Raw genomic sequence first — 23629 nt, forward strand, 5'->3', positions numbered from 1 at the left:
CCTCCTGGGCGAAAGGTCCCGTTAACCTTCCACCGTCAGCTTGGGCTCTCATGGCGACAAAGCATCGATGGGGCGCGCTCGCGCTTGCGATAATGTTGGGATTGACGGGAAGCGGCTATGCAGCCGAAAACTCCGGCTGCGCCGCTGCCAAGAAGGTGGATCGCAGCGAGGCTCTCGGTTCGACCTTCGAAGGTGAAATCCCCGCCGCCTGCATCGGCAACGAGGCGAAGCTGGTTCTGCCCCGTGTGCGAGGCAAGCGCGGCGTTAGCACCGTGGTCAAGGACGCGGCAAAGCCAAAACAGGAAAACAGTGTCGGGGTGGCAGTGAGCGGCAAGGAAATCCATCCGGAACTGGGCTTCGTTCACAGGCTCTACCGGCCGGAACGGCCGAGCGGCGAGACGCTGGTACTGCTGCATGGTTCCGGCGGCGACGAATCGACCCTGCTGCCGTTGGCGCAGCAGATCGCGCCCAACGCGACATTGCTTGCCGTGCGCGGCCGCGTTGTTCAGGACGGCGTGACGCGCTGGTATCGCCGGGTGACGCCGGTACGCTTCGACCAGAACGACATCCGTGCCGAGGCCGACGCCTTCGCGATATTCCTGAGGGCTGCGTCGAAAGCCTATGGTTTCGATCTGATGCGCACCACGTTCGTCGGCTATTCGAATGGCGCCAACCTGGTGGCGGCGCTGTCGCTGCTGCATCCCGGCCTCGTCCAGCGCGCGGCGCTTCTGCGTTCGATGCCAGTGCTGGACAAGCCTCCAGTCGCCGATCTTGCGGCCGCGAATTTCCTGGTCGTCGCCGGCAAGAACGATGGACTTTACGCCCGTTACGCGCCGGCGCTGGAAAAAGTGCTTGCCAGGAATGGCGCCCACGTTATCGCGCATATGATCCCGGCGGGCCATGGCCTTGACGACGAAGATGCCAGGCTGGTCGGCGAATGGCTTGCCGGCGCGGCTACTGTTTCGATGAAATAGGCAGGGCTTTCTGCCGGTCGGCAAGCCACTGGGCGGCTTGGCCTAGCGTTATGCCGCTCCACGCAGCGGTTTCAGCGCCTCCGCCCAGCGATGCAGTTCGTCGAGCATCGTGGTGGCGCTCTTCTCGATGATTTCGGTCGGCTTGAAGACGCCGTCGGCATCGAGATGCTGTTGATAGCTGAAGATCGGCACGCCTTCGGGAATCGGCATGATCTTCAGGGACGTCAGCAGCGGTTTTGCCGATTGCACCGCCCGCAGGCCGCCGGACACGCCGCCGTAGCTCAGGAAGCCGGCCGGCTTATAGTGCCATTCGGAGAGCACGAAATTGAGCGCGTTCACCAGCGAGGGCGCCGCGAAATAATTGTACTCCGGCGTGACCAAGACGAACGCATCCGCCGATTTGACCGACGCCGCCCAGGCTTTCGTGTGTTCGTGCTCGTACTGGGCGAGGCGCGGATGGCGGGGCTCGTCGTAGACCGGCAGGTTGAAGTCAGCCAGGTCGACCAGCACTGGATCGAACCTGCCGTGCTGGCGGGCGAAATTGTCGAACCATTTGCCGAAGACCGGGCCGACGCGGCCCGGCCGCGTGCTGGCGATGATGACGTTCAGTCGAAGGGTCACTCGATGCTCCTGCGCTGTGGTACCTTTTGGTGACTGCACCTATGGCAGGCGGCGGCGCCCTGCAAGCTGCACCTTTAGGCAACACGGCATTCAGCCGGATTGAATACGGCGTCGCGGAGCCGGCTTGCAGTTCGGTCACATGGACGCCCGCTTCCGGGCTTACTACATTGGTACGATCAGCGGAGCCTCGATGGACAGCAAACCCGCCCCCTTCGTGCCGCCGGCGCCAAAGCCGCGCACCAGCCCGCCTTCGACACTGGAGATGATCCGCATCGTCTACCGGAATCCGCTCGAACTGTGGGGCGAACCTTCCTACAACGAGCCGTGGATCTCGGTGAACGGCATCGGCGGGCCTTTGGTGATCGCCAACGATCCCGGCCTCATTCGCCACGTACTGGTCGACAACGCCAAGAACTACAAGATGGCGACGGTGCGCCAGATGATCCTGCGGCCGATCCTGCGCGACGGGTTGTTGACCGCCGAGGGCGACGTCTGGAAGCGCTCGCGCAAGGCGATGGCGCCAGTGTTCACGCCGCGCCACATTTTCGGTTTCGCCGCGCCGATGCTGAAGCGCACCGAAGAGTTCGTCGCCAAATACGAAAATGCGCCCGAGCCGGTCGACATCGCGCATGACATGACCATGCTCACCTACGACATCCTCGCTGAAACGCTGTTTTCGGGCGAGATCGCGGGCGGCCAGGGCACCTTTGCCCGCGAGATCGACCATCTGTTCGAAACCATGGGCCGCGTCGACCCGCTCGACCTCTTGCGCGCGCCGGAATGGCTGCCGCGCCTCACCCGGCTGCGCGGCCGCAAGACGATGGCCTATTTCCGCAAGATCGTCGCCGACACGGTGGCGATGCGCGAGGAGTGCATCAAGCGCGATCCGAAGTGTGCGCCCGAGGATTTCCTGACATTGCTGTTGCGTGCCGAAGGTCCAGACGGTCTGACCCGCGGCGAGATAGAGGACAACATCATCACCTTCATCGGCGCCGGCCACGAGACCACGGCGCGTGCGCTGGGCTGGACGCTCTATTGCCTGGCGGAGGCGCCGTGGGAACGCGACCGCGTCGAGAGCGAGATCGACGCGGTGCTGGCACGCGAGCCGAACCCGGCGAAGTGGCTGGATGCCATGCCGTTCACCCGCGCCGCTTTCGAGGAAGCGCTGCGGCTCTATCCGCCGGCGCCATCGATCAACCGTGAGCCGATCGAGCCGGAAACCTACAAGGGCCTGAAAATCCCGAAGCGCGCGGCCGTCCTGATGATGCCGTGGACGGTGCATCGGCATCGCAAATTGTGGGATCAGCCGGACGCCTTCATGCCGGAGCGCTTCCACCCGGAAAACCGCGACAAGATCGACCGCTACCAATACCTGCCGTTCGGCGCCGGCCCGCGTGTCTGCATCGGCGCCAGCTTCGCCATGCAGGAAGCGGTGATCGCGCTCGGCGTGCTTCTGTCGCGCTACCGGTTCGACACGACACCCGCGACGAAGCCCTGGCCTGTGCAGAAGCTGACGACACAGCCGCAAGGCGGCCTGCCGATGCGGGTGACGCGGCGGCGGACGGTTCGGGGAGACGGATGAAGGACGTTATGCAGCTTTGACGGCACGGATCACCGGGCAAGTGCAGCTAGCGTTTCGCTAATCTGGTGAGGCTGGCATAACCTCGAACCACCGCTTCGCGTTCGTCATAGGAGGCGATCTTTTCCAGGTCCTCGAAACCGTCCGGCGCGCGCGCCTCGACCATATCAATCACACCTTCGGGGCCGCCCTGGCGATTGGCGAGGACGATCTGTGCCGTCTGCCCCCTCCGTTCGACATCGTAAGCGCCTAATGCCGCCTCGACGGAATTTGCAGAACGCAGATGTGTCATCAAGCTGCGTGCATCAAGAATGGCCTGGCTCGCGCCATTCGAACCGACTGGATACATCGGATGGGCTGCGTCCCCCAGAAGAGTGACGCAGCCGAACGACCATCGCGGCAGCGGATCTCGATCGCAGTTGGGATATTCATAGAATTCACCGGTCGCGTTGATGATGTCCGCCGGTTCGACGAAGTCGAGACGAAAGCGATTGCGCACGAAGGGAAGCGCTTCCGTCAGGGCGCCGCGTCGACTCCAGTCTTCGCGGCGCAACGGTGAGCTGCCAGGGATGCCGGTTTTGGCCATCACCGCCCAATTGGTGAGCCGCATATCCGGCCGTGCCGGGTCCGCCTCGATCGGATAGAAAACGAACTTCGCCTGGTTGCCGCCAGCGATCGCCATGGTGCGGCCGTCCCGCCATGTCGGCCAGTCGGTGCAACCGCGCCAGAGCATCACGCCGTTCCAGATCGGCGGACCTTCATCGGGAAAGAGCCGCCGTCGCACGGTGGAATGAATACCATCCGCGCCGATCAGCAAGTCGCCGGATGCCATCGTATGCGTGCCGCCTTGCCCGCTGATCTCGACGGAGGCGCTGCCTTCGGCCTGCCGGAAACTCTCAACCTGCCAACCGGTGCGGATTGCGCCCGGCCCCAGCCTCTCGACAACTGCCTTATGGAGAAGGCCAAGCAGCTTGCCCCGGTGAACGCTGATCTGCGGGAAATCGAGTCCTGCATCGATGCCCCGCAATTCCTGCCAAACAGTCTGGCCGAGGCGGTTGGCGTAGATCAGTTCTCGGGTTCGGATCCCCTGGGTGCTGAGGGCTTCAAGCAATCCCAGGCTCGCCAGCTCCTTGACGGCGTGAGGCAGCATGTTGATGCCGACACCGAGTTCCCGGATCTCTTCGGCTCGCTCGAACACTTCGACTTCTATGCCGGCACTATGCAGGAACAGGGCGGTGGTCAGTCCGCCGATGCCGCCGCCGGCGATCAACGCTTTCATGGTTCTGTTCTTTGTTGTTTGACTTACGGCACAGCCTATTGGTGCGGTTGTCTGTAACAAATGACTCAGCGCGGATGCACGCCAATAGGCCGACCATCCGCTTCCTCGATGGGGAGGAGGATAGCCAGTGCAACGGTTACGTGCAAATTTCGCGCGACGGGACGCCGACACCGCCTTCTGTCAGCGTCATCCGGGGGTCGGTTACGGCCTCACTCGACTGCTCACACAAAAGCAAAAATGCGCGCTGGGCCGCCGGTGGCGCCTTTTATCTTGGGTGCGCCGACCACGATGGTAGCGCCCTTAGCCGGCACGCTGCCGAGGTTGGCGACGCCTTCAATGCCGTAACGCCCTGACGGCAGCCAGGTGTTGTGCACGATGAAATCCGGTGACGCGCCGAAATCCAGTGAAAGCGTGTCGACGGCGATCGCCTTGGAGGTTCCTTCGAGCAGTTGTTTGACCGCTTCGACATGGAAGCCTGGGAAATGCATGGTCTTGCCGTCGTCGCCGAGATTGCGGAACTTGTCGGTCGCCACATGCGCATCCCAGCCCGACAGCATGGCGATCACCGCACCGTCCGGCAGGTCGCCATTGGCGTCCGTCCACGCCTTGATGTCGTCGGGGGTTACCTGCGAATCCTCGTTCTCGGCCGCCTTGGCGCGGATATCGATCACCACCAGTGGCGCGATCAGATCTTCGACCGGCAGTTCGGCGACCGATTTGCCGTCGGCGGTAAAATGCAGCGGTGCGTCGATATGGGTGCCGGTGTGCTCGCTGATCCGCCATTCATTGAGATTGAAGGTGTCCTTGGCGTGGCTGAATTTCTGCTCGATGAAGAGCTGCTGGCCGCCGAAATAGGTCGGGAACTTGTCCCAGATCTCGTGGGTCAGATCCTCCGCCTTGGCCGGCGTCTGGGCGAATAGCGGCGTCGGGGAAGCTGCAACGGCAACCGCCGCGACCCCGGCGGCAGCGGTTCCCTTGAAGAAGTCGCGGCGCGACAGCATGCCCGATTTGACGTTTTCGATAACGCAATGATGGCACATTTCGATTACCTCGCTGGGAATGAATTCTAGCAGCGGGCAGGATGACGCTAGGTAAGGCGCCGCGCAAGAGGCTGGTGTTTCGCAATCAGTTGCGGCCGTAGAACACGTTTTCGACGTGCACCGGCCAGCGGCGCGGCAGCACCGCCACCATGTCGAAGCGGATCGACAGGCGGCCATGATCCGGCTGGCGCGACAGCCAGAGATCGGTGGCGGCTTCGATGCGACGCTCGGATTGCCGGGCGATGGCATCCATAGCCTCGATCAGCGTGGCGCGGACCTTGACCTCGACGATCAACACGAGGTCGCCGCGCCGGGCGATCAGGTCGATCTCGCCAAGTTTGGTGCGGTAGCGGCGGGCGACGATGCGATAGCCTTTCAGCATCAGGGCAAGGGCGGCCAGCCATTCGCCGCGGTGGCCGCGGCGATAGGCTTTCAAGCGCCTGGCCTTGAAATCAGCCACCGGCGGCGCCCTTGAGCTCCATCAGGCGCCGGTAGAGCGCCGGCTTGTGGCCGCCGGTCATGCGTGCCGCTTCGGCGGCGGCTTTCGACGCCGGCAGTTCGCTCGCCAATGACAGAAGCAGCCGGTCGACTTCTTCCGGTTCGGCAGCCGGGGCTTCTCCCGGCGGACCGACACAGACGACGATCTCGCCCCTCGGCGTGTCGGCTTCGGCGTAGTGTGCAGCAAGCGCCGAAAGCGTGCCGGTGCGCATTTCCTCGAAGGTTTTCGTCAGTTCGCGGCCGATCGCGGCGGGTCGTGCAACCCCCAGCACGTCAGCCATCGCGGCTAATGTGTCGGCGACACGGCGCGGCGATTCGAAGAAGATCAGTGTTGCCGGTATCGATTTCAGCGCTTCGAGCCGCGTCCGTTTCTGCCCGTCCTTCACCGGCAGGAAGCCGGCAAACAGAAAGGCGTCGGACGGCAGCCCTGATGCTGTCAGCGCCGCCAGCACTGCGGACGGACCAGGGATCGGCACCACCCTGATACCGGCCTCCAGTGCCTGGCCGACAAGCCTGAAGCCGGGGTCGGAGACCAGCGGCGTGCCGGCGTCGGAAACCAGAGCCACGCTTCTGCCTGACGACAGCGCCTCGATCAGTCGTGGCCCGGCCTCGGCGGCATTGTGTTCGTGATAGGCGGTGCTGCGTTGGCGGATGCCGTAGCGGTCGAGCAGCACCCGGGTAACGCGTGTATCCTCGCAGGCGACGATGTCGGCGCCGGCCAGTGTTTCCAGCGCTCTGAGCGTGATGTCGGCGAGATTGCCGATCGGCGTCGCCACCAGATAGAGCGCCTGCTCGAGCGGCCGCGCGACAATCTCGGTCTGCCCGATCATGTATGTTCTGCGCTGATCCGGATTTTCGCTCATTGGCCTTTCTTCGCATGGAGGCGGAGCTGTTGCAAAACGGAGAATTCGCGTCGGGATTCCTCAGTCGGGAACAAAATCAGCCACCCATGAGTTCTTTCGGTTCTCGGGAGGAAATCGATGAACACGCTGCAACTTTGCGGTTCTTTCGACCCTTATTATGCGGGGCGGAAGAACAAGTTCGCTTCAGTAGAGCTTCCGGGCAAGAAACCTGATCCGAAGCCAGCGGATGCTCCGGTACTTCCGGCTGCGAAGAAAGCCGGTAAACGTAAAGCAGTTTCCGACCGCAAAGGCTGAGCTACCGCGCCAGGTCCGCCACCACTGCATCAAGCACGATCATGCCTTGCGCCGTGGCGCGCAGCCGCGAATTGCCGACCGGCGCGACCAGTCCTTCGCCTTGCAGAACCGACAGGCGGTCGGAAGCCAGCGCGCGGCCTGAAAGGGCCTCGTAGCGCGCCAGGTCGATGCCTTCGGCGAGCCGCAGGCCCATAAGCAGGAACTCGTCGGCCTCTTCCGAGCGTGACAAAAGCTCGCCGTCGACGACACCGTGGCCTTTTGCCTCGACAAGATTGGCCCAGGTTTCCGGCATGCGCTCCGTCACGGTCACGATCCGCCGCCCGTCCTCGACGAAGCGGCCATGCGCTCCCGGACCGACGCCGACATACTCGCCGTAGCGCCAGTAGGTCAGGTTATGGCGGCTTTCGGCACCCGGCCTGGCGTGATTGGAGATTTCATAGGCCGGCAAACCATGCGCTGCCGTCACTTCCTGGGTGAGCGCGTAGAGTTCAGCCGCGTGATCGTTGTCGGGAATGGCAAATTTGCGCGCCGCGTGCAGGGCGTGGAAAGGCGTGCCTTCCTCGATGGTCAGCTGGTAGAGCGACAAATGGTCGGCTGCGTGACCGATCGCCTCCTCCAATTCCTTTTCCCAGGCTTCCGGCGTCTGCTTCGGCCGCGCATAGATCAGGTCGAAGGACAGCCGCGGAAAGATTTCGCGTGCCAGCCCGATCGCCTGCAGCGCTTCTGCGACATTGTGCAGCCGGCCGAGGAATTTCAGGTCGGTGTCGTTGAGTGCCTGCACCCCGAGCGACACCCGGTTGACGCCGGCGGCACGATAGCCGCGGAACCGTTCGGCTTCGACTGAGGATGGGTTGGCTTCAAGCGTCACCTCAATGCCTTCGGGGACCGTCCAGTTTTTCGCGATCGCGTCTAGCACTGCGCCGACCGTCTCCGGCTTCATCAGCGATGGCGTACCGCCGCCAAGGAAAATGCTGGTAACGCCGCGCGGCCCGGTGCGGGCGCGCATATGAGCCAGTTCGGTGGCAAAGGCGCGGGAAAACCGTTCCTGGTCGACCGGCTGGTGGCGGACATGAGAATTGAAGTCGCAGTAAGGGCATTTGGCCGCGCAGAACGGCCAATGGACATAGACGCCGAAACCCGGCGTCCGGTCGTCGGGCGCGATCATTCCGATCCCAGTCTGGCGCGAGCGAATTTCTGGAAGGCGCGGGCGCGATGCGACAGCGCCGTCGGCTGGCCTGGTTTCCAGCCATGCTTTTCTTCGGCCGTCATCTCGCCGAACGTCTGCGAAAAACCAACCGGCAGGAACACCGGGTCGTAGCCGAATCCTTTGTCGCCGCGCGGCGGCCAGATCAGCGTACCCTCCGCTTCGCCACGGAAATATTCGGCGCTGCCGTCCGGTTGGGCAAGGCAGATGACGGCAACGAAACGGCCGGTGCGATCTTTCGGTGACGTGGCACCTTTGGCCTGCAACAGGTCTTCGGTCTTCCGCATAGCCATCATGAAATCGCGGCCGCCCTCGGGCTTTTCCGCCCAGTTGGCGGTGTAGACGCCGGGCTGGCCGTCGAGCGCGTCGACGACGAGGCCGGAATCGTCCGAAAGCGCCGGCAAGCCGGTCGCCTGGGCTGCCGCAAACGCCTTGATATAGGCATTTTCCTCGAAGGTCGTGCCGGTCTCGTCCGGCTCAGGCAGGCCATATTCCTTGGCCGACTTTGCTTCGAAGCCGAATGGCGCCATCAGGTCGGCGAATTCGCGAAGCTTGCCTTCATTATGGCTGGCGACGACGATTTTGCGGCCGAGCATGTCCATTACAGTCCCCAGATACGAGGTTCGGCAAATTCGATGGAATTGCCGGACGGATCGCGGAAATAGATCGAGCGGCCGCCCTGCGGCCATTCGAAGCCTGCCTCGATGGCGACGCCCTTCGCGCTCAGATGCTGTTTCCACCGGTCGATTTCATCGCCGCTCGCTGAAAAGCAAAGATGGCCTGGCCCGTGCGTGCCGTGTGGCGGCACCGGGAGTTTTGCATCGGGCGGGGGCGGATTTCGCGTTGCATCCGCGTTGAACAGCAAAAGCACGCCTTGGCCGCAGCGAAAGAAGGCATGCCGGCCTTCGACCTTGCCGACCAGCTCAAGGCCAATCGTCTCACGGTAAAATGTTTCCGCCTCCGCGAGATCGGTCACGTAGAGCGCGGATTCGAGGATCGCGGAAGGCCGCATCTGGGCTCCTCAAGCCACCGCCATCTGCTGCAGGCTGACCAGCCGGGAAATACCCTTCTTGGCAAGGCCCATCAGCGCTGAAAATTCATCTTCCGAGAACGGAACGCCTTCGGCGGTGCCCTGTATCTCGACGATGCCGCCCTTGCCGGTCATCACGAAATTGGCGTCCGTGCCGGCGGCGGAATCCTCGACGTAGTCCAGGTCGATGACCGGCTGCCCGTCGCAGATGCCGCACGAAATTGCCGCCACATGGTCCCTCAGCACCTTCTGGACGCTGACCATCTGGCGGGTCTCCATCCAGCGCAGGCAGTCATACAGCGCCACCCAGCCGCCGGTGATCGAGGCGGTACGGGTGCCGCCATCGGCCTGGATCACGTCGCAATCGACGGTGATCTGCATTTCACCGAGCGCCTGCAGGTCGACCACGGCGCGCAGGGAGCGGCCGATCAGCCGCTGGATCTCCAGCGTGCGGCCGCCCTGCTTGCCGGCCGAAGCCTCGCGGCGCATGCGCTCGCCGGTGGCGCGCGGCAGCATGCCGTATTCCGCGGTTACCCAGCCCTTGCCGGAATTACGCATCCAGCCCGGCACCCGCTCTTCAAGGCTTGCCGTGCACAGCACATGGGTGTCGCCGAACTTAACCAGGCAGGAGCCCTCCGCATGTTTGGAGACGCCGCGCTCGAAGGAGATCGCACGCATTTCGTCGGGCTGGCGTTTGGAAGGGCGCATTCGTTTTCTTTCGCTTTTCAGATCCTGGCGGCTTGTAACCACATGCGGACGACCACGCAAAGGAAAATGCCCTGGCATGGCCCATGTTGTGTTCCCCCGCAGGCAGTCTATATCTTCAGCCACGGAGGTAGGCGCAGAGTGACGAAGCCCGTCATCGACCAGACAGTGCAATCGCTCGACGTACGGTCGCGCGATATCTTCCGGCTGATCGTCGACACCTACCTGAAGGAAGGCGAGCCGCTGGGCTCGCGCAATCTGTCGCGCATGCTGCCGCATTCGCTGTCGCCGGCGACGGTACGCAACGTGATGAGCGACCTGGAGCATCTCGGCCTCGTCTACGCGCCGCATATTTCTGCAGGCCGGCTGCCGACCCAGAAAGGCCTCAGGCTTTTCATCGATGCGTTCATGGAAGTCGGCGACCTGTCCGACGATGAACGGCGGGTCATCGAGGCGCAGGTCAAAGCCTCGGGCAGCGGTGCAACGCTGGAGCAGATGCTGACCGAGGCGAGCCAAATGCTCTCCGGCATGTCGCGCGGCGCCGGTCTGGTGCTGGCGAACAAGAGTGAAGCGGCGCTCAAGCACATCGAGTTCATTCAGTTGGAACCGACCAAGGCGCTGGCGGTGATGGTGTCGCAGAACGGCGACGTCGAAAACCGAGTCGTCGACCTGCCGGCCGGCGTCACCACGTCCCAACTTCATGAGGCGTCGAACTACCTCAACGCCCATATCAGGGGCCGCACACTGGCCGAAGCCAAGACAGAGATCGCCAGATTGCGGGAAGAAACCAAGGCAGCGCTCGACACGCTGTCGCAGGATCTGGTGGAGAAGGGACTTGCGGTGTGGGCCGGCACCGAAAGCGACCTGCCTGCCCGGCTGATCGTGCGCGGCCGCGCCAATCTCCTGGAAAACGTCACCGCCCAGGCCGATATCGAGCTGTTGAAACATCTGTTCGAGGATCTGGAGACCAAGGACGGGCTGATGCAGCTGCTCGACCTGGCTGAAGAAGGCTCCGGCGTGCGCATCTTCATAGGCTCCGAGAACCGGCTGTTCTCGCTGTCGGGTTCGTCGCTGGTGGTGGCGCCTTATCGCGACAAGGATTCCCGTGTCGTCGGAGCGCTCGGCGTCATAGGCCCGACCAGGCTCAATTATGCGCGCATCGTGCCGATGGTGGATTACACCGCGCAACTGATCAGCCGCATGCTGCGTTAATCCGAAATACCCGTTTACCCTTGATTTTTGCCGCCCGAACCTCGATATCGGGCGCAATTCCAAACCAATCCGACTGACGGGAAATGGCGATGAGCGACCAGGCGAAAAACGAACGCGCGCCCGAAGAGAATGAATTGAACGAAATGGAGCAGGCAGCCTCCGATGCGGCTGCAGAGGCGCCGGGCGCCGATGGCGACTACGAGGTAGTGGTGCGCCTCGTCAAGGAAAACGAGGAACTGAAGGATCGCGCGCTGCGCGTCGCGGCCGAAATGGAAAATTTGCGCCGTCGCACCGCCCGCGACGTGCACGACGCGCGGTCCTACGCGGTCTCCAACTTCGCCCGCGACATGCTGTCGGTGTCGGATAATCTGCGCCGCGCTCTCGATGCGATTCCGGCCGAGGCTAAGGCAGCCGGCGATGCCGGCTTCATGGCGCTGATCGAGGGTGTCGAAATGACGGAGCGCGCCATGCTGTCGGCGCTTGAGCGCCACGGCGTCAAGAAGCTTGCGCCCGAAGGTGAAAAGTTCGACCCGAACTTCCATCAGGCGATGTTCGAGGTGCCCAACCCGAACGTTCCGGCCAATACGGTCGTGCAGGTGGTGCAGCCGGGCTATTCGATCGGCGAGCGGGTGCTGCGCCCGGCCATGGTCGGCGTCTCCAAGGGCGGCCCCAAGCAGGCGGCGGTCAATGACGGTCCGGTCGAGCCGGGGCCGGTCAACGAGCAGGCCGAGAAGGATGCTTGAAACGAATAGCAAGCAGGGAGTAGCGGATAGAGGCGAGTAGTGTACGACTATTCGCTGATGAACCCTATCCTGCTCCTGGACTATGCCGGCGTCGCCGTGTTTGCCGCCACCGGCGCGCTTGCCGCTTCGCGCAAGCAACTGGACATCATCGGCTTCCTGTTCCTGGCCAGCGTCACCGGCATTGGCGGCGGCACCTTTCGGGACCTGATCCTGGCTGTCCCGGTTTTCTGGGTGATCAACCCGGACTACGTGGCGATCTGCGCATTGGTCGCTGTCGGCGTGTTTTTCACCGCGCACCGGGTCGAGTCGCGCTACAAACTGCTGCTTTGGCTCGACGCCTTTGGGCTCGCCGCATTCTCGGTGATGGGTGCAGCCAAGGGACTGATCGTTACGGGCTCGGCGCCGGTCGCCGTCGTCATGGGCATGCTCACCGCCACATTCGGCGGAATCCTGCGCGATATGCTGGCCGGCGAGCCGTCGGTTCTGCTGAAGCCGGAGATCTATGTGACTGCCGCGCTTGCGGGCGCGACAACCTTCACTGTTCTCGACATCGCCGGTGTTCCGACGCTTGCCTCGGCGGTCGTCGCCTTTGTCACTGCTTTCGCCGTACGCGGCGGCGCGCTGAAATTCGGCTGGAGTTTCCCGGCCTACAAGAGCCGGCCGGGACGCAGGCCCGAAGACATTCCGTAAGCTTAGATCAGTCCGGCCTGTTCAGCCTCGACGCGCAGGTTCTGCCTTGGACGCGGGCCGATCTGCTGGATGCAGAGCCCGGCGGCGAGCGAACCCAGATTGCCGCACACTTCGAGGCTGCGGCCGCTGGTGTAGCCATGGAGAAAGCCAGCCGCATAAAGATCGCCCGCCCCGGTCGTATCGACCAACTGCTCGATCTCGATCGCCCGGACGGTGACGGTTTCGTCGCCTCGTACGATGACGGAACCATGTTCCGAGCGCGTCACGGCGGCAACCTTGCAATCCTTGCGAATGGCCTCGAGGGCCGCCTCGAAGGAGGAGGTTTCGTACAGCGACTTGACCTCGCTCTCGTTGGCAAAGACGATATCGACAGTGCCGGACCGCATGAGATCCAGGAATTCATCGCGATAGCGGCCGACGCAGAACGGGTCGGAAAGCGTCATCGAGACCTCCCGCCCGGCGGCATGCGCCAATTTGGCCGTCATGCGGATCGCTTCCTTGGCGCGCGGCGGGTCCCAGAGATAGCCTTCGAAATAGGTCACTTTGGCACCGGCGGCCTTGTCGTCCTCGACATCCTCGGGCCCGAGTTCGACACAGGCGCCGAGATAGGTGTTCATCGAGCGCTCGCCGTCCGGCGTGACGAAGATCATCGAACGGGCGGTTGGCGGTTCGCCGGTCAGTGGCTTGGTGTCGAAGGCGACGCCTTGCGCATGGATGTCGTGCGCATAGATTTCGCCAAGCTTGTCGGACGACACCTTGCCGAAAAAGGCAGCACGGCCGCCGAAACTTGCTATGCCGGCAGCAGTATTGCCCGCACTGCCGCCCGAAGCCTCGATTGCCGGACCCATGCGGCTGTAGAGAAGCTCGGCGCGGTCACCGTCGATCAGGTTCATTGCGCCCTTGATGATGCCATTGTCGACCAGGAAGGCGTCGTCGCACTGGGCAATGATGTCAACGATGGCATTGCCAATGCAAAGCACGTCGTACTGGCTCATGAAGTTCTCCGCAGGGCAGGCATTCCCGGCTGCAGTGAAATGCCGGTCGCGGGTGGGTTTAGCGGGGTTCATCCGGCAATTGCAACCCATTATTTGCCGCCATTCTTGTGACATCGTCAGCCTGTTCCTATCTCGCAAGGAACACGGAAGGAGACCTTGCCGATGATCCTTGAGGCAGCACGTGCCGCCGCCGGGAGCCTGTTCACGCCGGAATTCCGTGGTGTCTTCTTCAAGACTCTCGGCCTGACCCTGCTCGCACTGATCGCGCTGTGGTTCGGGCTGAAGGAACTGTTCGATATTCTGGCGCTGCCATGGATCGATGTCTTGCTACCCGGCCTGCCTGGTTGGGCCGGTTGGCTCGGCCTCCTTGCCGCGATTGTCGCCGGCATCGGCCTGGCGCTCGGGCTGGCGCTGCTGATCGGGCCGGTGACGGCCATTGTCGCGGGGCTTTTCCTCGACGATGTGGCCGAGGTGGTGGAAAGAACCGACTACGCCAACGATCCGCCCGGCCGCGCTGTTCCTGCCGCTCGGGCAATCATCCTGTCGTTGAAATTCTTCGGTGTGATCATCCTCGGCAACATTGTCGCGTTGCTGCTCCTGCTGATCCCGGGCGTCAATATCGCCGCTTTTTTCCTGGTCAACGGCTATCTGCTCGGTCGGGAATTCTTCGAGTTCGCGGCGATGCGCTTCCGGCCGGAGGTGGAAGCCAAGGCACTGCGACGCAGGCATGCAGGCACCGTCTTCCTCGCCGGCCTGGTCATCGCTGCGTTTCTCGCCGTACCGCTGCTCAACCTGCTGACGCCGTTGTTTGCAGCGGCCATGATGGTGCATCTGCACAAGATGGTCTCGGCCAGCGATCCGGAATTCTCCACGTCGATGGCGATGCGGCGCGCCGCCTGAGCGGAAGGTTCGCTACTTTTCGCCTGCCCGCCACGCCATGCGCATGTAGACGTCGCCGCGCTCGAGTTCGTCGAGCATCTGCGCGAGGCGCTTCTGCCGCGTCTCCTCACGCTTCGGGCTGGCGATCCACCCGAGGTAGTCGTTGCGCTGGTAGTCTGGTCTTGCCTCAAACACACCGATCAGCTTGCGCTCGCCGAGTGCATCGCGGACGAAATCGGGCATCGGGTTGAGGTCGCGCCTGAGTACCATGACGGGAAGATAGACAGGGAAGTGCGAGGGTCAAATAATTTCGGTACTTGCCTACGACCCGAGGCCAAGCGGGCGGCCAGGTCACGTGAAGTCGGGTTCGTCACCGGATTTCCTGCATTCGCGGTCGATGTTGACAACGTCAGAACAGATGATATCCAATCTTTACGTTGTAAACATTGACGCGCACTACGGCAAATGTCCAAAGTGCAACGGAAGCTGCACCCGGAAGGAGAAATCATGGCGACCGATCTGTTGCTGGCGATTGTGCATCATCTGCTGTTCTTCGGGCTGATCGCCATCCTTGCGGCGGAGACGGTGCTGGTGCGTCCCGGTCTCGGCGGTGCCACTCTTCAGCGCCTCGGCAGGCTTGATGCTGTTTATGGCGGGCTTGCCGGCTTGATCCTGATCGTCGGTTTCTGCCGCGTCTTTTTCGGACTCAAGGGCTGGGAATTCTACATCTATAATTGGGTATTCTGGGCGAAGATCATCGCGTTCCTGACCGCCGGAGCGCTTTCAGCCATGCCCACCGCCCGCATTGCACGATGGAACAGGGCGTTGCGCGAGGACCCTGCCCATGTGGTTTCCGACAGCGAGATTGGCGTGGTTGCGACCCGGTTGCGGACCGAAGGCGCGGTTTTCCTGCTGATCCCGATTTTCGCCGCCGCCATGGCGCGCGGCTACGGCGTCTAGACCGTTTCGGAGCCGATCTCGACCAGCGGCGCCGGGATGCTGTTGGTCTTCACTGCCGCCTTGCAGAGATCGGCGATGATGCAGCGCCAGCATTCGGGAGTCCGCGCCTTGCAGACATAGCGGCCATGCAGGATCAGCCAGTGATGCGCATGGCGCATATATTTCTCCGGAATGATCCTGAGGAGCCCGCGTTCGACTTCCTCCGGCGTCTTGCCGGGCGCCAGCCCAAGCCGGTTGCCGAGCCGCAGAATGTGTGTGTCGACCGCCATGGTCGGTTGCCCGAACGCCATGTTGAGCACCACATTGGCAGTCTTGCGGCCGACGCCGGGCAGCTTGACCAGCGCCTCGCGGTCGCCAGGTACCTGGCCGCCATGGTCGCGGATCAGCGCCTCGGACAGCGCGATCACGTTTTTTGCCTTGCCGCGCCAGAGGCCGATGGTGCGGATGTAGTTGCCGAGTTTCTCCTCGCCGAGCGCCAGCATCTTCTCTGGCGTATCGACGATCTTGAACAGCGGCCGGGTTGCCTTGTTGACACCTGCGTCGGTTGCTTGTGCCGACAAAACCACCGCCACAAGCAGTGTGTAGGCATTGACATGTTCCAGTTCGCCCTTCGGCTCCGGCCGCTGCACCGAGAAACGGCGGAATATCTCCTCGACCTCCTCCGGCGAATAGAGCGAAGCAGGCCGCGCCGGTCGCGGCCTTGGCTTCAGTTTGGCACCATCGCGGTGGCCGCCGGGCGCGGCAACTTTCTCCTTGGGCTTTTTCATGGTCCTTCTATATTCTGAGGCGATGAGCGAGAACAATGCCGGCTTCGCGGCCGACGAACCGTTTTTCAAGGCGCTGCTCATGCCGCACCGGTCGCTTGGCCGCACCGGTTTTGCGATCTTGATGGGCGCGCTGCTTTTTGGCTGGCTTGCCACCGGCGCCATCTTTCTTGCCAATGGCGCCTGGCCGGTGTTCGGCTTCTTCGGGCTCGACGTGCTTCTGGTCTATGGCGCTTTCAAGCTCAATTACCGCGCCGCCCGCGCCCGCGAGGAAGTATCGGTCTCGCGAACCAGCCTCGACATCCGCAAGGTGACGCCTTCCGGCAAGGCCGAGGCGCATCATTTCAATCCGTTCTGGGCGCGTTTCCAGGTTGCCCGCCACAGCGAAATCGGCATCACCAACATGGCCGTCGAGGGACAAGGTCGCAATGTGCCGATCGGCGGCTTCCTCAATCCGGACGACCGCGAAAGCTTCGCCACTGCATTTTCAGGCGCGTTGGCAAAGGCCAAGCGCGGCTGAAACTCGGACTAAAACCGATAGCGCAGGAGCCGCCCGATCCGCCGCAGCGGCGGGATGAAACGCCACAGGAATATGATCGCCTTGGCCGCGGAGCTCATATGTGCAGCGTGCTTTGGCTCGTAGGCGGTGGTCTCCTCGATCAGGTGCAGGCCGGGGACCGACCGTTCGAGGTCATGCGGATCGTTGATCGCCCAGTGAAGCTCGGCCCCTGTCGCCCGCAAGGACGGGCTCAGCCGCACAAGTTTGAGGCCGAGATTGCTATAGGCGTCGAGAATGAGTTCGCCACGATCGAAATGCTTCACCAGCGCGGAAAACAACCGCTCTCCGTCTTCGGCATGAAGATAAGGCGTCAATCCCTCCGCCACGATCATTGCCGGGCCGGCTGGAATTTGCGCGAGCCAGTCCTGTTCGGTCACGGATGATGGCACAAGGAGATAGTTTTCGCGCGCGGGATAGAGTTTTCGCCTGAGAGCGACGACCTCGGGATAGTCGATGTCGAACCATCTCACATCGGCCGGCGGATCAATCCGGAATATCCGCGTATCGAGGCCGCAGCCGAGATGAAGCACCGTGGCGCCGGGGTTATGCGCGAGGAAATCGCGGACCCAATCGTCCAGTCTCCTTGCCCGGATCGCAAGTCCTACGCCGAGGTTTTCATCCACCTTGAGCCGGGAAAAGTCATAGTCGATCTTGCCGATTGCCTCGTTGGCGTAGCGATCGTTCAGCAACGAACCGGGCCGTCGGCTTTCCAGTGCCTTGCCGTAGAGCGTGATCAGCAAGGTCTCCTTTTCCTTGGTGAAGTGCACCTTCTCGCCGGCCATGGCTCCGTCCTCTTCATGCGGGCCTTTTTATTTGGGTTGCAGCGCCGGCAAGGCAAGTTTCGGGTGGTTGTACCAGGCACGAAGGACGATATTCGGCGCCAAGGAGAGATTGCCATGAACGCTCACATGTCCGTTAATACCCAGATGTCGATGAAACCCTCCGCCGTCCTGCAACGTGAAATCACCCCGCAAGGCGGCGATTACGAAACCGTGCGGCGTGTCATCGAGAAGATCAGCCTCGACTATCGCGACCAGCCCTCACTGGAGACGCTGGCCGAGGAGGTCGGCGAAACCCCGACCGGGCTGCAGAAGCTCTTCACCCGCTGGGCTGGATTGTCGCCCAAGGGCTTCCTGCAGGCCGTGACGCTCGACCACGCGAGACGGCTGCTCGATGACGGCATGCCACTGCTCGAGGCCTCCTACGAGGTAGGCATGTCCGGTCCGGGACGCCTGCACGACCTGTTCGTTACGCACGAAGCAATGTCGCCCGGCGACTACAAGACACGTGGCGATGGCCTGACCATCCGTTACGGCTTCCACATCTCGCCGTTCGGCGTTGCACTGATCATGGTCACCGACCGCGGCCTTGCCGGCCTTGCCTTCAACGATGCCGGCAGCGAGCGCGCCGCGTTCGCCGATATGTCGAGCCGCTGGCCGAACGCGACTTACGTGGAGGACATGTCGGCGACGGCACCCTACGCGGCCCGCGTCTTCGATCCCACGCATTGGCGTTCGGAGGAGCCGCTGCGCGTCGTCATGATCGGCACCGATTTCCAGGTTCGCGTCTGGCAGGCATTGCTGAAAATCCCGATGGGCAAGGCGTGCAGCTATTCGGCGATCGCCTCCGAAATCGGTTCGCCGGCGGCCAGCCGCGCGGTCGGTGCGGCAGTCGGCGCCAACCCGTTGTCCTTCGTCGTGCCTTGCCACCGAGCACTCGGCAAGTCGGGCGCCCTGACCGGCTATCACTGGGGCCTTACCCGCAAGCGGGCTATCCTCGGCTGGGAAGCGGGACAACTGACCGGAAACGCCTGATTGGCGCTGGCCTCCGCGCGGCCGTCGCGCTAGCCTCCCGCCTAACAGCGGGAGGCCTTCGTGATCATCGTCATCGGTTCCATCAACCTCGACCTGATTGCCACCGTCGACCGGCTGCCCGCCGCCGGCGAGACCGTGCCCGGGGACAGCTTCAAGACAGCGCCGGGCGGCAAGGGCGCCAACCAGGCGTTGGCCGCAGCGCGGGCCGGCGAGAAGACCCGGATGGTCGGCGCGGTCGGCAAGGACGCCTTCTCCCGGGAGGCGCTTGCGCTTCTCGATGCCGGTGGTGTCGACCTGAGTGGCGTGCGCGAAACGCACGCGTCCACCGGCACAGCGCTGATCCTCGTCGCCGCCGATGGCGAGAACATCATTGCCGTGGTGCCCGGCGCCAACGGCTCCGTGCTGCCGGGAGATCTCGCGAGGCTCGACTTGGCGGCGGGAGATCTGGTCCTGCTGCAGCACGAGATCCCGTTGCAGACAGTCGAGGCCGCTCTTGAGGCGGCCCGTGCGGCGGGTGCTTTAACGCTGCTCAACACCGCGCCATTCTACGCCGAGGCGGCCAATTTTCTCGAAAAAGCAGACTATGTCGTCGCCAACGAAACCGAGTTCGATCTCTATGGAGAAGAGCTGGCATTGCGTGGCCGCGACCGCCCATCCCGCATGAAGAGTTTTGCGGAGAAGACCGGCCGCACCATCATCGTCACATTGGGCGGCGAGGGCGTTCTGGCGGCAACACCGGACGAGTTCCTGAAGGTTGGGGCGCTGCGCATCACGCCGGTCGACACCGTCGGCGCCGGCGATACGTTCTGCGGCTACCTCGCCGCCAGCCTGGCCTCCGGCCTTGCGTTGGAAGACGCTTTGCAGCGGGCCGCGGCTGCCGGTTCGCTGGCCTGCCTGAAACCCGGCGCGCAACCGTCAGTACCGCTGGCTTCGGAAGTCGCTGCCGCGCTGCATCGGTTCTGACCTGCCACTCTTGACGAACGCATTGCAAAATGCAGCCTGATGGCTGAACCGCCAGAGGACGAACAATGTCGCTCGAAGTCTACATCGCCTATACACTCGCCTGCATCGTCATCATCCTCGTGCCGGGGCCGACGGTCACGCTGGTGATCGCATCGAGCATGCGGCACGGCACCCGTGCTGGTCTGCTCAACGTAGCCGGAACCCAGGCCGGCATTGCCGTGATGATCGCCATCGTCGGCATCGGCCTCACCTCGATGATCGAGGCGATGGGCCACTGGTTCGAATGGGTGCGACTGCTCGGTGCTGCCTACCTGATCTATATCGGCTGGCAAATGATCCGTTCGAGCGGCAAGCTGGCCGAAGGCGAGGTCCCGGTCGCGCCCCGTGGCGGCTTTTTCCTGCAGGGTTTCCTGGTCGCCGTCAGCAACCCGAAAACACTGATCTTCTTCGGCGCCTTCATCCCGCAGTTCATCGACCAGAGCCTCGAATACATGCCGCAGATTGTCATCATGGGTGTCACGGCGCTGGTTTTCGCGGCGTTTTCGGACTCGGCCTATGCCATCGTCGCCGGACGCGCCGGCAAGGCGCTGTCCGCCCGCCGTGTGAAGCTTTTGTCGCGGCTCAGCGGCGGTTTCCTGATCGGCGGTGGCCTGTGGCTGGCGTTTTCGCGGGCGAAGTGATGCTCCAACCTTCCCCTCAAAGGGGAGGGTAACTCGCTACAACCTCCCCAGCCGCTCCACCAGCAGCGCGAAGAAGCCGTCATGGTCGATGTCGCGCATCACGGTGGCGTTTTTCGGCCGCTTGGTAACGCCCCACCAGTCGATCACGGTCATGCCCATGGTGAGTTCCGAGGCGGTTTCGACGCTGACGTTGCATTCACGCCCCTTGAAAAGCTCGGGCTTGAGCAGGTAGGCGATGACGCAGGGATCATGCAGCGGGCCGCCGTCGGTGCCGTACTTCTCTTCGTCGAAGCGCTCGAAGAACTCCAGCATCTGCGCGGTCGCGATGCCGACCCTGGTGCCGAGCTTGCGGAAGGCGGCGACGCGCTTCGATGTGGTGAGTGCCTTGTGGGTGACGTCGAGCGGCATCACCACGATCGGCACTCCGGAGCGGAACACGACGTCGGCGGCATGCGGATCGACATAGATGTTGAACTCGGCGATCGGCGTCACGTTGCCGCCCTCGAAGAAGCCGCCGCCCATCAGCACGATCTTTTCGATGCGCTTGGCGATTTTCGGCTCGCGGATCAGCGCCAGCGCGATGTTGGTGAGCGGGCCGAGCGGGCACAGCGTCACCGTGCCGCTTTCCTCCGCCATCAGCGTCTCGACGATGAAGTCGACCGCATGCTGATCCTGCAGCTTCATCTTCGGTTCCGGCAGGTCCGGACCGTCAAGCCCGGTCTTGCCGTGCACCTCCTCGGCGGTGACCAGTTCGCGCACCAGCGGGCGGATGGCGCCGGAAAAAACCTTGGTGTCCGGCTTGCCGGCGAGTTCGCAGATCTTGCGCGCATTCTTCTCGGTCAGTTTCAACGGAACGTTGCCGGCGACCGCGGTGATGCCGAGGATGTCGAGTTCCGGGCTGGCCAGGGCCAGAAGGATCGCCACGGCATCGTCCTGGCCGGGATCCGTGTCGATGATGATCTTCTGTGCCTTCGGCATCTTTTCCCCTCGCCTTTGCTCTTCTTTTTCAGTCTTGAACTTGTTTGCGGCGCGGACCATATCAGCATCATCGGGAGAAATGCCATCCGGGTTTTTCCCTTTTTCGTCGCTCCCTGGAGGACAAAGATGTCTCGTATGACGCCCTTTTCGAGCCCGCTTCTGCTTGGCTTCGATGCCATGGAAAAAACGCTCGAAAGGCTTGCCAAAACCGGCGACACCTATCCGCCTTACAACATCGAACGCCTGCGCGGTGCCGATGGCCAAGGTGAAAGGCTGCGCATCACGCTGGCTGTCGCCGGCTTCTGCGACGCGGACCTGGAAGTCACCACGGAAGAGAACCAGTTGGTCGTGCGTGGCCGCCAGGGCGAAGAGAACAGTGGCCGCGAATTCTTGCATCGCGGCATTGCATCCCGCCAGTTCCAGCGCACTTTTGTGCTCGCCGATGGCATGAAGGTGGCGGCGGCGGAGTTGAAGAACGGGCTTTTGTCGATCGATCTCGACCGTCCGCAGCCCGAACGCCTGGTACGAAAAATAAACATCTCGGTGAAAGACTGAACTCCGGACCCCTCCGGAACCAAAGGCTCTGTGGTGGGTTGGTCAATAGGACGGCCCCGACAAAGGAGGCTCAAATGACACAGAACGACGTGAGAATTGCAGTTACTCCGGCCCAGCTCGCCCATCTCGGCGAAGGCACCGTTGCTTACCTGCGTGAAATGGGCAGCGACGAGCTGATGGGCAAGTTCCCCGGCCTTCCGCAGATCGAGCCCGGCACCAAGCTCTGGGCGCTGTTTGCTGCCAATGGCCAGCCGATTCTTTTGTCGGACGAACGCGACCGCGCACTTGCCGGTGCTTTCGAAAACGACCTGACTCCGGTCGCCATTCACTGACCGGTGCCCCTGAAATGCAAAGGGCGGCATGTGCCGCCCTTGAGACCGTCCCCGGCCGTGTGAAGCCGATCAGGCCGCGTGAGACGCCGGCGTCGATGCCAGGAAGGCATGGATAGCCGCGGAATCCTTGGTCCCACGTATCTTTGCCACCGTATCCGCGTCGCGCAGAACCCGCGCAATCCGCGATAGCGCCTTGAGGTGATCGGCGCCCGCACCCTCCGGCGCCAACAGCAGGAAGACCAGGTCGACTGGCTGGTCGTCCAGCGCTTCGAAGTCCACGGGCTGGTCGAGCCGCGCGAAAACCCCGGTGATGCGGCGAACCCCGGCCAGCTTGCCGTGCGGAATGGCGATGCCGTTGCCAACGCCGGTCGAACCGAGGCGCTCGCGCTGCAGGATCGTGTCGAAGATTTCCCGCTCCGGGATGCCGGTGATCGCGGCGGCTTTTTCGGAAAGCAATTGCAGAAGCTGCTTCTTGGAGTTGGCCTTCAAGGTCGGCATGATCGCCGGAACCTCGATCAGATCGTTAAGATCCATTTTCTATGTATCCTTTAGCTCTGTCCGTACCCGCCGCCAGGCCCCACCGCCCTGCGGTCCGGTCGAGAGTTCTGCCTATCCCTTGGCCGCCGCCGTAGACGGATCGATCCAGCCGATATTTCCGTCGGCCCGGCGATAGACGATGTTGACGTGATCGCTTCCGGCATTGCGGAACACGAAAACGGGACTGTCCTTGGTGTCGAGTTCTATGACAGCGGAAGCGACCGACATGGTTCGCAGCGCGACCGTCGACTCGGCGACGATGGCCGGCGCATAATCCTCCGGGACTTCCTCGTCGTCGTCCGCGATGGGCGCCATAACCGTATAGGCGATGTCCGTCGAGTTGCCGTTGCCGCCTGGGCCGTGCGACTTCAGCCGTCGCTTGTAGCGTCGCAGCCGCTTCTCGAAGCGGTCGGCCGCAGCCTCGAAGGCAGCCGTAGGCTCCTGGGCGTCGCCGGTTGCCTGCAACGCCATCCCGGAATCGAGATGGATCATGCAATCGGCGGTGAAGCGGGATCCGGATTTGACCACGTTGACGCGGCCGGAGAAGCCGCCGTCGAAATATTTGTCGATCGCCTCGCCGATCCGGCTTTCGATGCGGGTCCGGAAAGCGTCGCCGATTTCCATATGTTTTCCCGATATGCGCAGGCTCATCTGAAAACTGACCTTCCCTGTTCAGACTTCAAACTGTTTGGAGTTTATACCCGTGGCCGAAGCGCACAAGGTTCGCGGCGGTTTAAGCGCCGATTTAAGTCCGAACTTTCCGGTTGATAACAATCCCGTCTCCAGGACGGTTCCCTGCATGGAGCCAGAGCCCCGTCTCATGCGGGCGGGCTTCTAGTCACTTCGGCGGTGGTTGTCAATGAAGCTGCCCGGTCGGCAAT

The 23629-nt window shown here is 62.8% G+C and carries 30 protein-coding genes; 14 read left to right on the forward strand and 16 right to left on the reverse strand.

Going from position 1 to position 23629, the window contains the following annotated elements:
* Positions 1-50 precede the first annotated feature (50 nt).
* On the forward strand, positions 51-974 hold the full coding sequence (locus OHD58_RS06385; protein ID WP_263802235.1) for an alpha/beta hydrolase: 924 nt from the start codon (positions 51-53) through the stop codon (positions 972-974).
* 48 nt (positions 975-1022) lie between these two features.
* Here OHD58_RS06385 and OHD58_RS06390 read toward each other — a convergent pair whose 3' ends face one another.
* The gene (locus OHD58_RS06390) at positions 1023-1595 is read right to left on the reverse strand and encodes an NADPH-dependent FMN reductase (protein ID WP_263802236.1); all 573 of its coding nucleotides are present in this window, start codon (positions 1593-1595) and stop codon (positions 1023-1025) included.
* A gap of 190 nt (positions 1596-1785) precedes the next feature.
* On the opposite strand from OHD58_RS06390, the gene OHD58_RS06395 reads away from it, so the two are divergent.
* Positions 1786-3177 (forward strand): cytochrome P450, encoded by a 1392-nt coding sequence (locus tag OHD58_RS06395; RefSeq protein ID WP_263802237.1) that lies wholly within the window; start codon positions 1786-1788, stop codon positions 3175-3177.
* 46 nt (positions 3178-3223) lie between these two features.
* Here the strand turns inward: OHD58_RS06395 and OHD58_RS06400 are convergent, their stop codons facing one another.
* The 4 genes from OHD58_RS06400 to rsmI form a co-directional block, all read right to left on the reverse strand.
* Positions 3224-4453, reverse strand: a complete 1230-nt coding sequence (locus OHD58_RS06400; protein WP_263802723.1) for a flavin-dependent oxidoreductase — start codon at positions 4451-4453, stop codon at positions 3224-3226.
* Between the two features lie 221 nt (positions 4454-4674).
* On the reverse strand, positions 4675-5493 hold the full coding sequence (locus OHD58_RS06405; RefSeq protein ID WP_263802238.1) for a cyclase family protein: 819 nt from the start codon (positions 5491-5493) through the stop codon (positions 4675-4677).
* 85 nt (positions 5494-5578) lie between these two features.
* On the reverse strand, positions 5579-5953 hold the full coding sequence (locus tag OHD58_RS06410) for a YraN family protein (protein ID WP_263802239.1): 375 nt from the start codon (positions 5951-5953) through the stop codon (positions 5579-5581).
* Positions 5946-6854, reverse strand: a complete 909-nt coding sequence (gene rsmI, locus OHD58_RS06415) for a 16S rRNA (cytidine(1402)-2'-O)-methyltransferase (protein ID WP_263802240.1) — start codon at positions 6852-6854, stop codon at positions 5946-5948. The genes OHD58_RS06410 and rsmI overlap by 8 nt, the downstream gene beginning before the upstream one ends.
* 117 nt (positions 6855-6971) lie before the next feature.
* Between rsmI and OHD58_RS06420 the strand changes: the two genes are divergently transcribed.
* Positions 6972-7148: a hypothetical protein gene (locus OHD58_RS06420; protein WP_263802241.1), complete on the forward strand. Its 177-nt coding sequence runs from the start codon at positions 6972-6974 to the stop codon at positions 7146-7148.
* A 1-nt stretch (position 7149) separates the two neighbouring features.
* Here the strand turns inward: OHD58_RS06420 and hemW are convergent, their stop codons facing one another.
* Genes hemW through rph form a run of 4 tightly spaced genes read right to left on the reverse strand, consistent with a single transcriptional unit; the run spans position 7150 to position 10090 of the window.
* Complete coding sequence (gene hemW / locus OHD58_RS06425; RefSeq protein WP_263802242.1) at positions 7150-8313, reverse strand: radical SAM family heme chaperone HemW; 1164 nt, start codon at positions 8311-8313, stop codon at positions 7150-7152.
* Positions 8310-8954, reverse strand: coding sequence for an RdgB/HAM1 family non-canonical purine NTP pyrophosphatase (gene rdgB, locus OHD58_RS06430; RefSeq protein ID WP_263802243.1), 645 nt, complete (start codon positions 8952-8954; stop codon positions 8310-8312). The genes hemW and rdgB overlap by 4 nt, the downstream gene beginning before the upstream one ends.
* Complete coding sequence (locus OHD58_RS06435; RefSeq protein ID WP_263802244.1) at positions 8954-9364, reverse strand: VOC family protein; 411 nt, start codon at positions 9362-9364, stop codon at positions 8954-8956. The genes rdgB and OHD58_RS06435 overlap by 1 nt, the downstream gene beginning before the upstream one ends.
* Before the next feature lie 9 nt (positions 9365-9373).
* Complete coding sequence (gene rph, locus OHD58_RS06440; protein ID WP_263802245.1) at positions 9374-10090, reverse strand: ribonuclease PH; 717 nt, start codon at positions 10088-10090, stop codon at positions 9374-9376.
* Between the two features lie 138 nt (positions 10091-10228).
* On the opposite strand from rph, the gene hrcA reads away from it, so the two are divergent.
* The 3 genes from hrcA to OHD58_RS06455 all read left to right on the forward strand — a co-directional run bounded on the left by hrcA (position 10229) and on the right by OHD58_RS06455 (position 12732).
* Entirely contained in the window at positions 10229-11299 is a 1071-nt protein-coding gene (gene hrcA, locus OHD58_RS06445) for a heat-inducible transcriptional repressor HrcA (protein ID WP_263802246.1), read from the forward strand.
* A gap of 89 nt (positions 11300-11388) precedes the next feature.
* Positions 11389-12042 (forward strand): nucleotide exchange factor GrpE, encoded by a 654-nt coding sequence (gene grpE / locus OHD58_RS06450; RefSeq protein WP_263802247.1) that lies wholly within the window; start codon positions 11389-11391, stop codon positions 12040-12042.
* A 57-nt stretch (positions 12043-12099) separates the two neighbouring features.
* Entirely contained in the window at positions 12100-12732 is a 633-nt protein-coding gene (locus tag OHD58_RS06455; RefSeq protein WP_263802725.1) for a trimeric intracellular cation channel family protein, read from the forward strand.
* 2 nt (positions 12733-12734) lie between these two features.
* Here the strand turns inward: OHD58_RS06455 and OHD58_RS06460 are convergent, their stop codons facing one another.
* Positions 12735-13727, reverse strand: a complete 993-nt coding sequence (locus tag OHD58_RS06460; protein ID WP_263802248.1) for an adenosine kinase — start codon at positions 13725-13727, stop codon at positions 12735-12737.
* Positions 13728-13889: 162 nt separating this feature from the next.
* Here OHD58_RS06460 and OHD58_RS06465 point away from each other — a divergent pair, with 162 nt between their 5' ends.
* Positions 13890-14627, forward strand: a complete 738-nt coding sequence (locus OHD58_RS06465) for a sulfate transporter family protein (protein WP_263802249.1) — start codon at positions 13890-13892, stop codon at positions 14625-14627.
* A gap of 12 nt (positions 14628-14639) precedes the next feature.
* On the opposite strand, the gene OHD58_RS06470 is transcribed toward OHD58_RS06465, so the two are convergent.
* Positions 14640-14849 (reverse strand): YdeI/OmpD-associated family protein, encoded by a 210-nt coding sequence (locus tag OHD58_RS06470; protein WP_263802250.1) that lies wholly within the window; start codon positions 14847-14849, stop codon positions 14640-14642.
* A gap of 264 nt (positions 14850-15113) precedes the next feature.
* Here OHD58_RS06470 and OHD58_RS06475 point away from each other — a divergent pair, with 264 nt between their 5' ends.
* The gene (locus tag OHD58_RS06475) at positions 15114-15566 is read left to right on the forward strand and encodes a DUF2214 family protein (protein ID WP_263802251.1); all 453 of its coding nucleotides are present in this window, start codon (positions 15114-15116) and stop codon (positions 15564-15566) included.
* Here the strand turns inward: OHD58_RS06475 and nth are convergent.
* On the reverse strand, positions 15563-16333 hold the full coding sequence (nth, locus tag OHD58_RS06480; protein WP_263802252.1) for an endonuclease III: 771 nt from the start codon (positions 16331-16333) through the stop codon (positions 15563-15565). The genes OHD58_RS06475 and nth overlap by 4 nt on opposite strands.
* Before the next feature lie 22 nt (positions 16334-16355).
* On the opposite strand from nth, the gene OHD58_RS06485 reads away from it, so the two are divergent.
* Complete coding sequence (locus tag OHD58_RS06485; protein WP_263802253.1) at positions 16356-16850, forward strand: DUF2244 domain-containing protein; 495 nt, start codon at positions 16356-16358, stop codon at positions 16848-16850.
* Between the two features lie 8 nt (positions 16851-16858).
* Here OHD58_RS06485 and OHD58_RS06490 read toward each other — a convergent pair whose 3' ends face one another.
* The gene (locus OHD58_RS06490) at positions 16859-17671 is read right to left on the reverse strand and encodes a class I SAM-dependent methyltransferase (RefSeq protein ID WP_263802254.1); all 813 of its coding nucleotides are present in this window, start codon (positions 17669-17671) and stop codon (positions 16859-16861) included.
* A gap of 114 nt (positions 17672-17785) precedes the next feature.
* Between OHD58_RS06490 and OHD58_RS06495 the strand changes: the two genes are divergently transcribed.
* From OHD58_RS06495 to OHD58_RS06505, 3 genes are all read left to right on the forward strand, one after another.
* Entirely contained in the window at positions 17786-18703 is a 918-nt protein-coding gene (locus OHD58_RS06495) for a bifunctional helix-turn-helix domain-containing protein/methylated-DNA--[protein]-cysteine S-methyltransferase (RefSeq protein WP_263802255.1), read from the forward strand.
* A gap of 60 nt (positions 18704-18763) precedes the next feature.
* Complete coding sequence (locus tag OHD58_RS06500; RefSeq protein ID WP_263802256.1) at positions 18764-19666, forward strand: ribokinase; 903 nt, start codon at positions 18764-18766, stop codon at positions 19664-19666.
* Positions 19667-19731: 65 nt separating this feature from the next.
* The gene (locus OHD58_RS06505; RefSeq protein WP_263802257.1) at positions 19732-20346 is read left to right on the forward strand and encodes a LysE family translocator; all 615 of its coding nucleotides are present in this window, start codon (positions 19732-19734) and stop codon (positions 20344-20346) included.
* Positions 20347-20382: 36 nt separating this feature from the next.
* Here the strand turns inward: OHD58_RS06505 and OHD58_RS06510 are convergent, their stop codons facing one another.
* A complete protein-coding gene (locus OHD58_RS06510) occupies positions 20383-21324 on the reverse strand; it encodes a nucleoside hydrolase (protein WP_263802258.1) in 942 nt (313 codons plus the stop codon).
* Between the two features lie 126 nt (positions 21325-21450).
* Between OHD58_RS06510 and OHD58_RS06515 the strand changes: the two genes are divergently transcribed.
* Entirely contained in the window at positions 21451-21879 is a 429-nt protein-coding gene (locus OHD58_RS06515) for an Hsp20 family protein (protein ID WP_263802259.1), read from the forward strand.
* Between the two features lie 74 nt (positions 21880-21953).
* Positions 21954-22211, forward strand: coding sequence for a DUF1150 family protein (locus OHD58_RS06520; protein WP_263802260.1), 258 nt, complete (start codon positions 21954-21956; stop codon positions 22209-22211).
* A gap of 69 nt (positions 22212-22280) precedes the next feature.
* Here the strand turns inward: OHD58_RS06520 and ptsN are convergent, their stop codons facing one another.
* The gene (ptsN, locus tag OHD58_RS06525) at positions 22281-22745 is read right to left on the reverse strand and encodes a PTS IIA-like nitrogen regulatory protein PtsN (protein ID WP_263802262.1); all 465 of its coding nucleotides are present in this window, start codon (positions 22743-22745) and stop codon (positions 22281-22283) included.
* Positions 22746-22820: 75 nt separating this feature from the next.
* Positions 22821-23399 (reverse strand): ribosome hibernation-promoting factor, HPF/YfiA family, encoded by a 579-nt coding sequence (hpf, locus tag OHD58_RS06530; protein ID WP_263802263.1) that lies wholly within the window; start codon positions 23397-23399, stop codon positions 22821-22823.
* Between the last annotated feature and the right edge of the window lie 230 nt (positions 23400-23629).

Source organism: Mesorhizobium sp. ZC-5 (assembly GCF_025753855.1).
In the GTDB taxonomy this organism is placed as follows: domain Bacteria; phylum Pseudomonadota; class Alphaproteobacteria; order Rhizobiales; family Rhizobiaceae; genus Neomesorhizobium.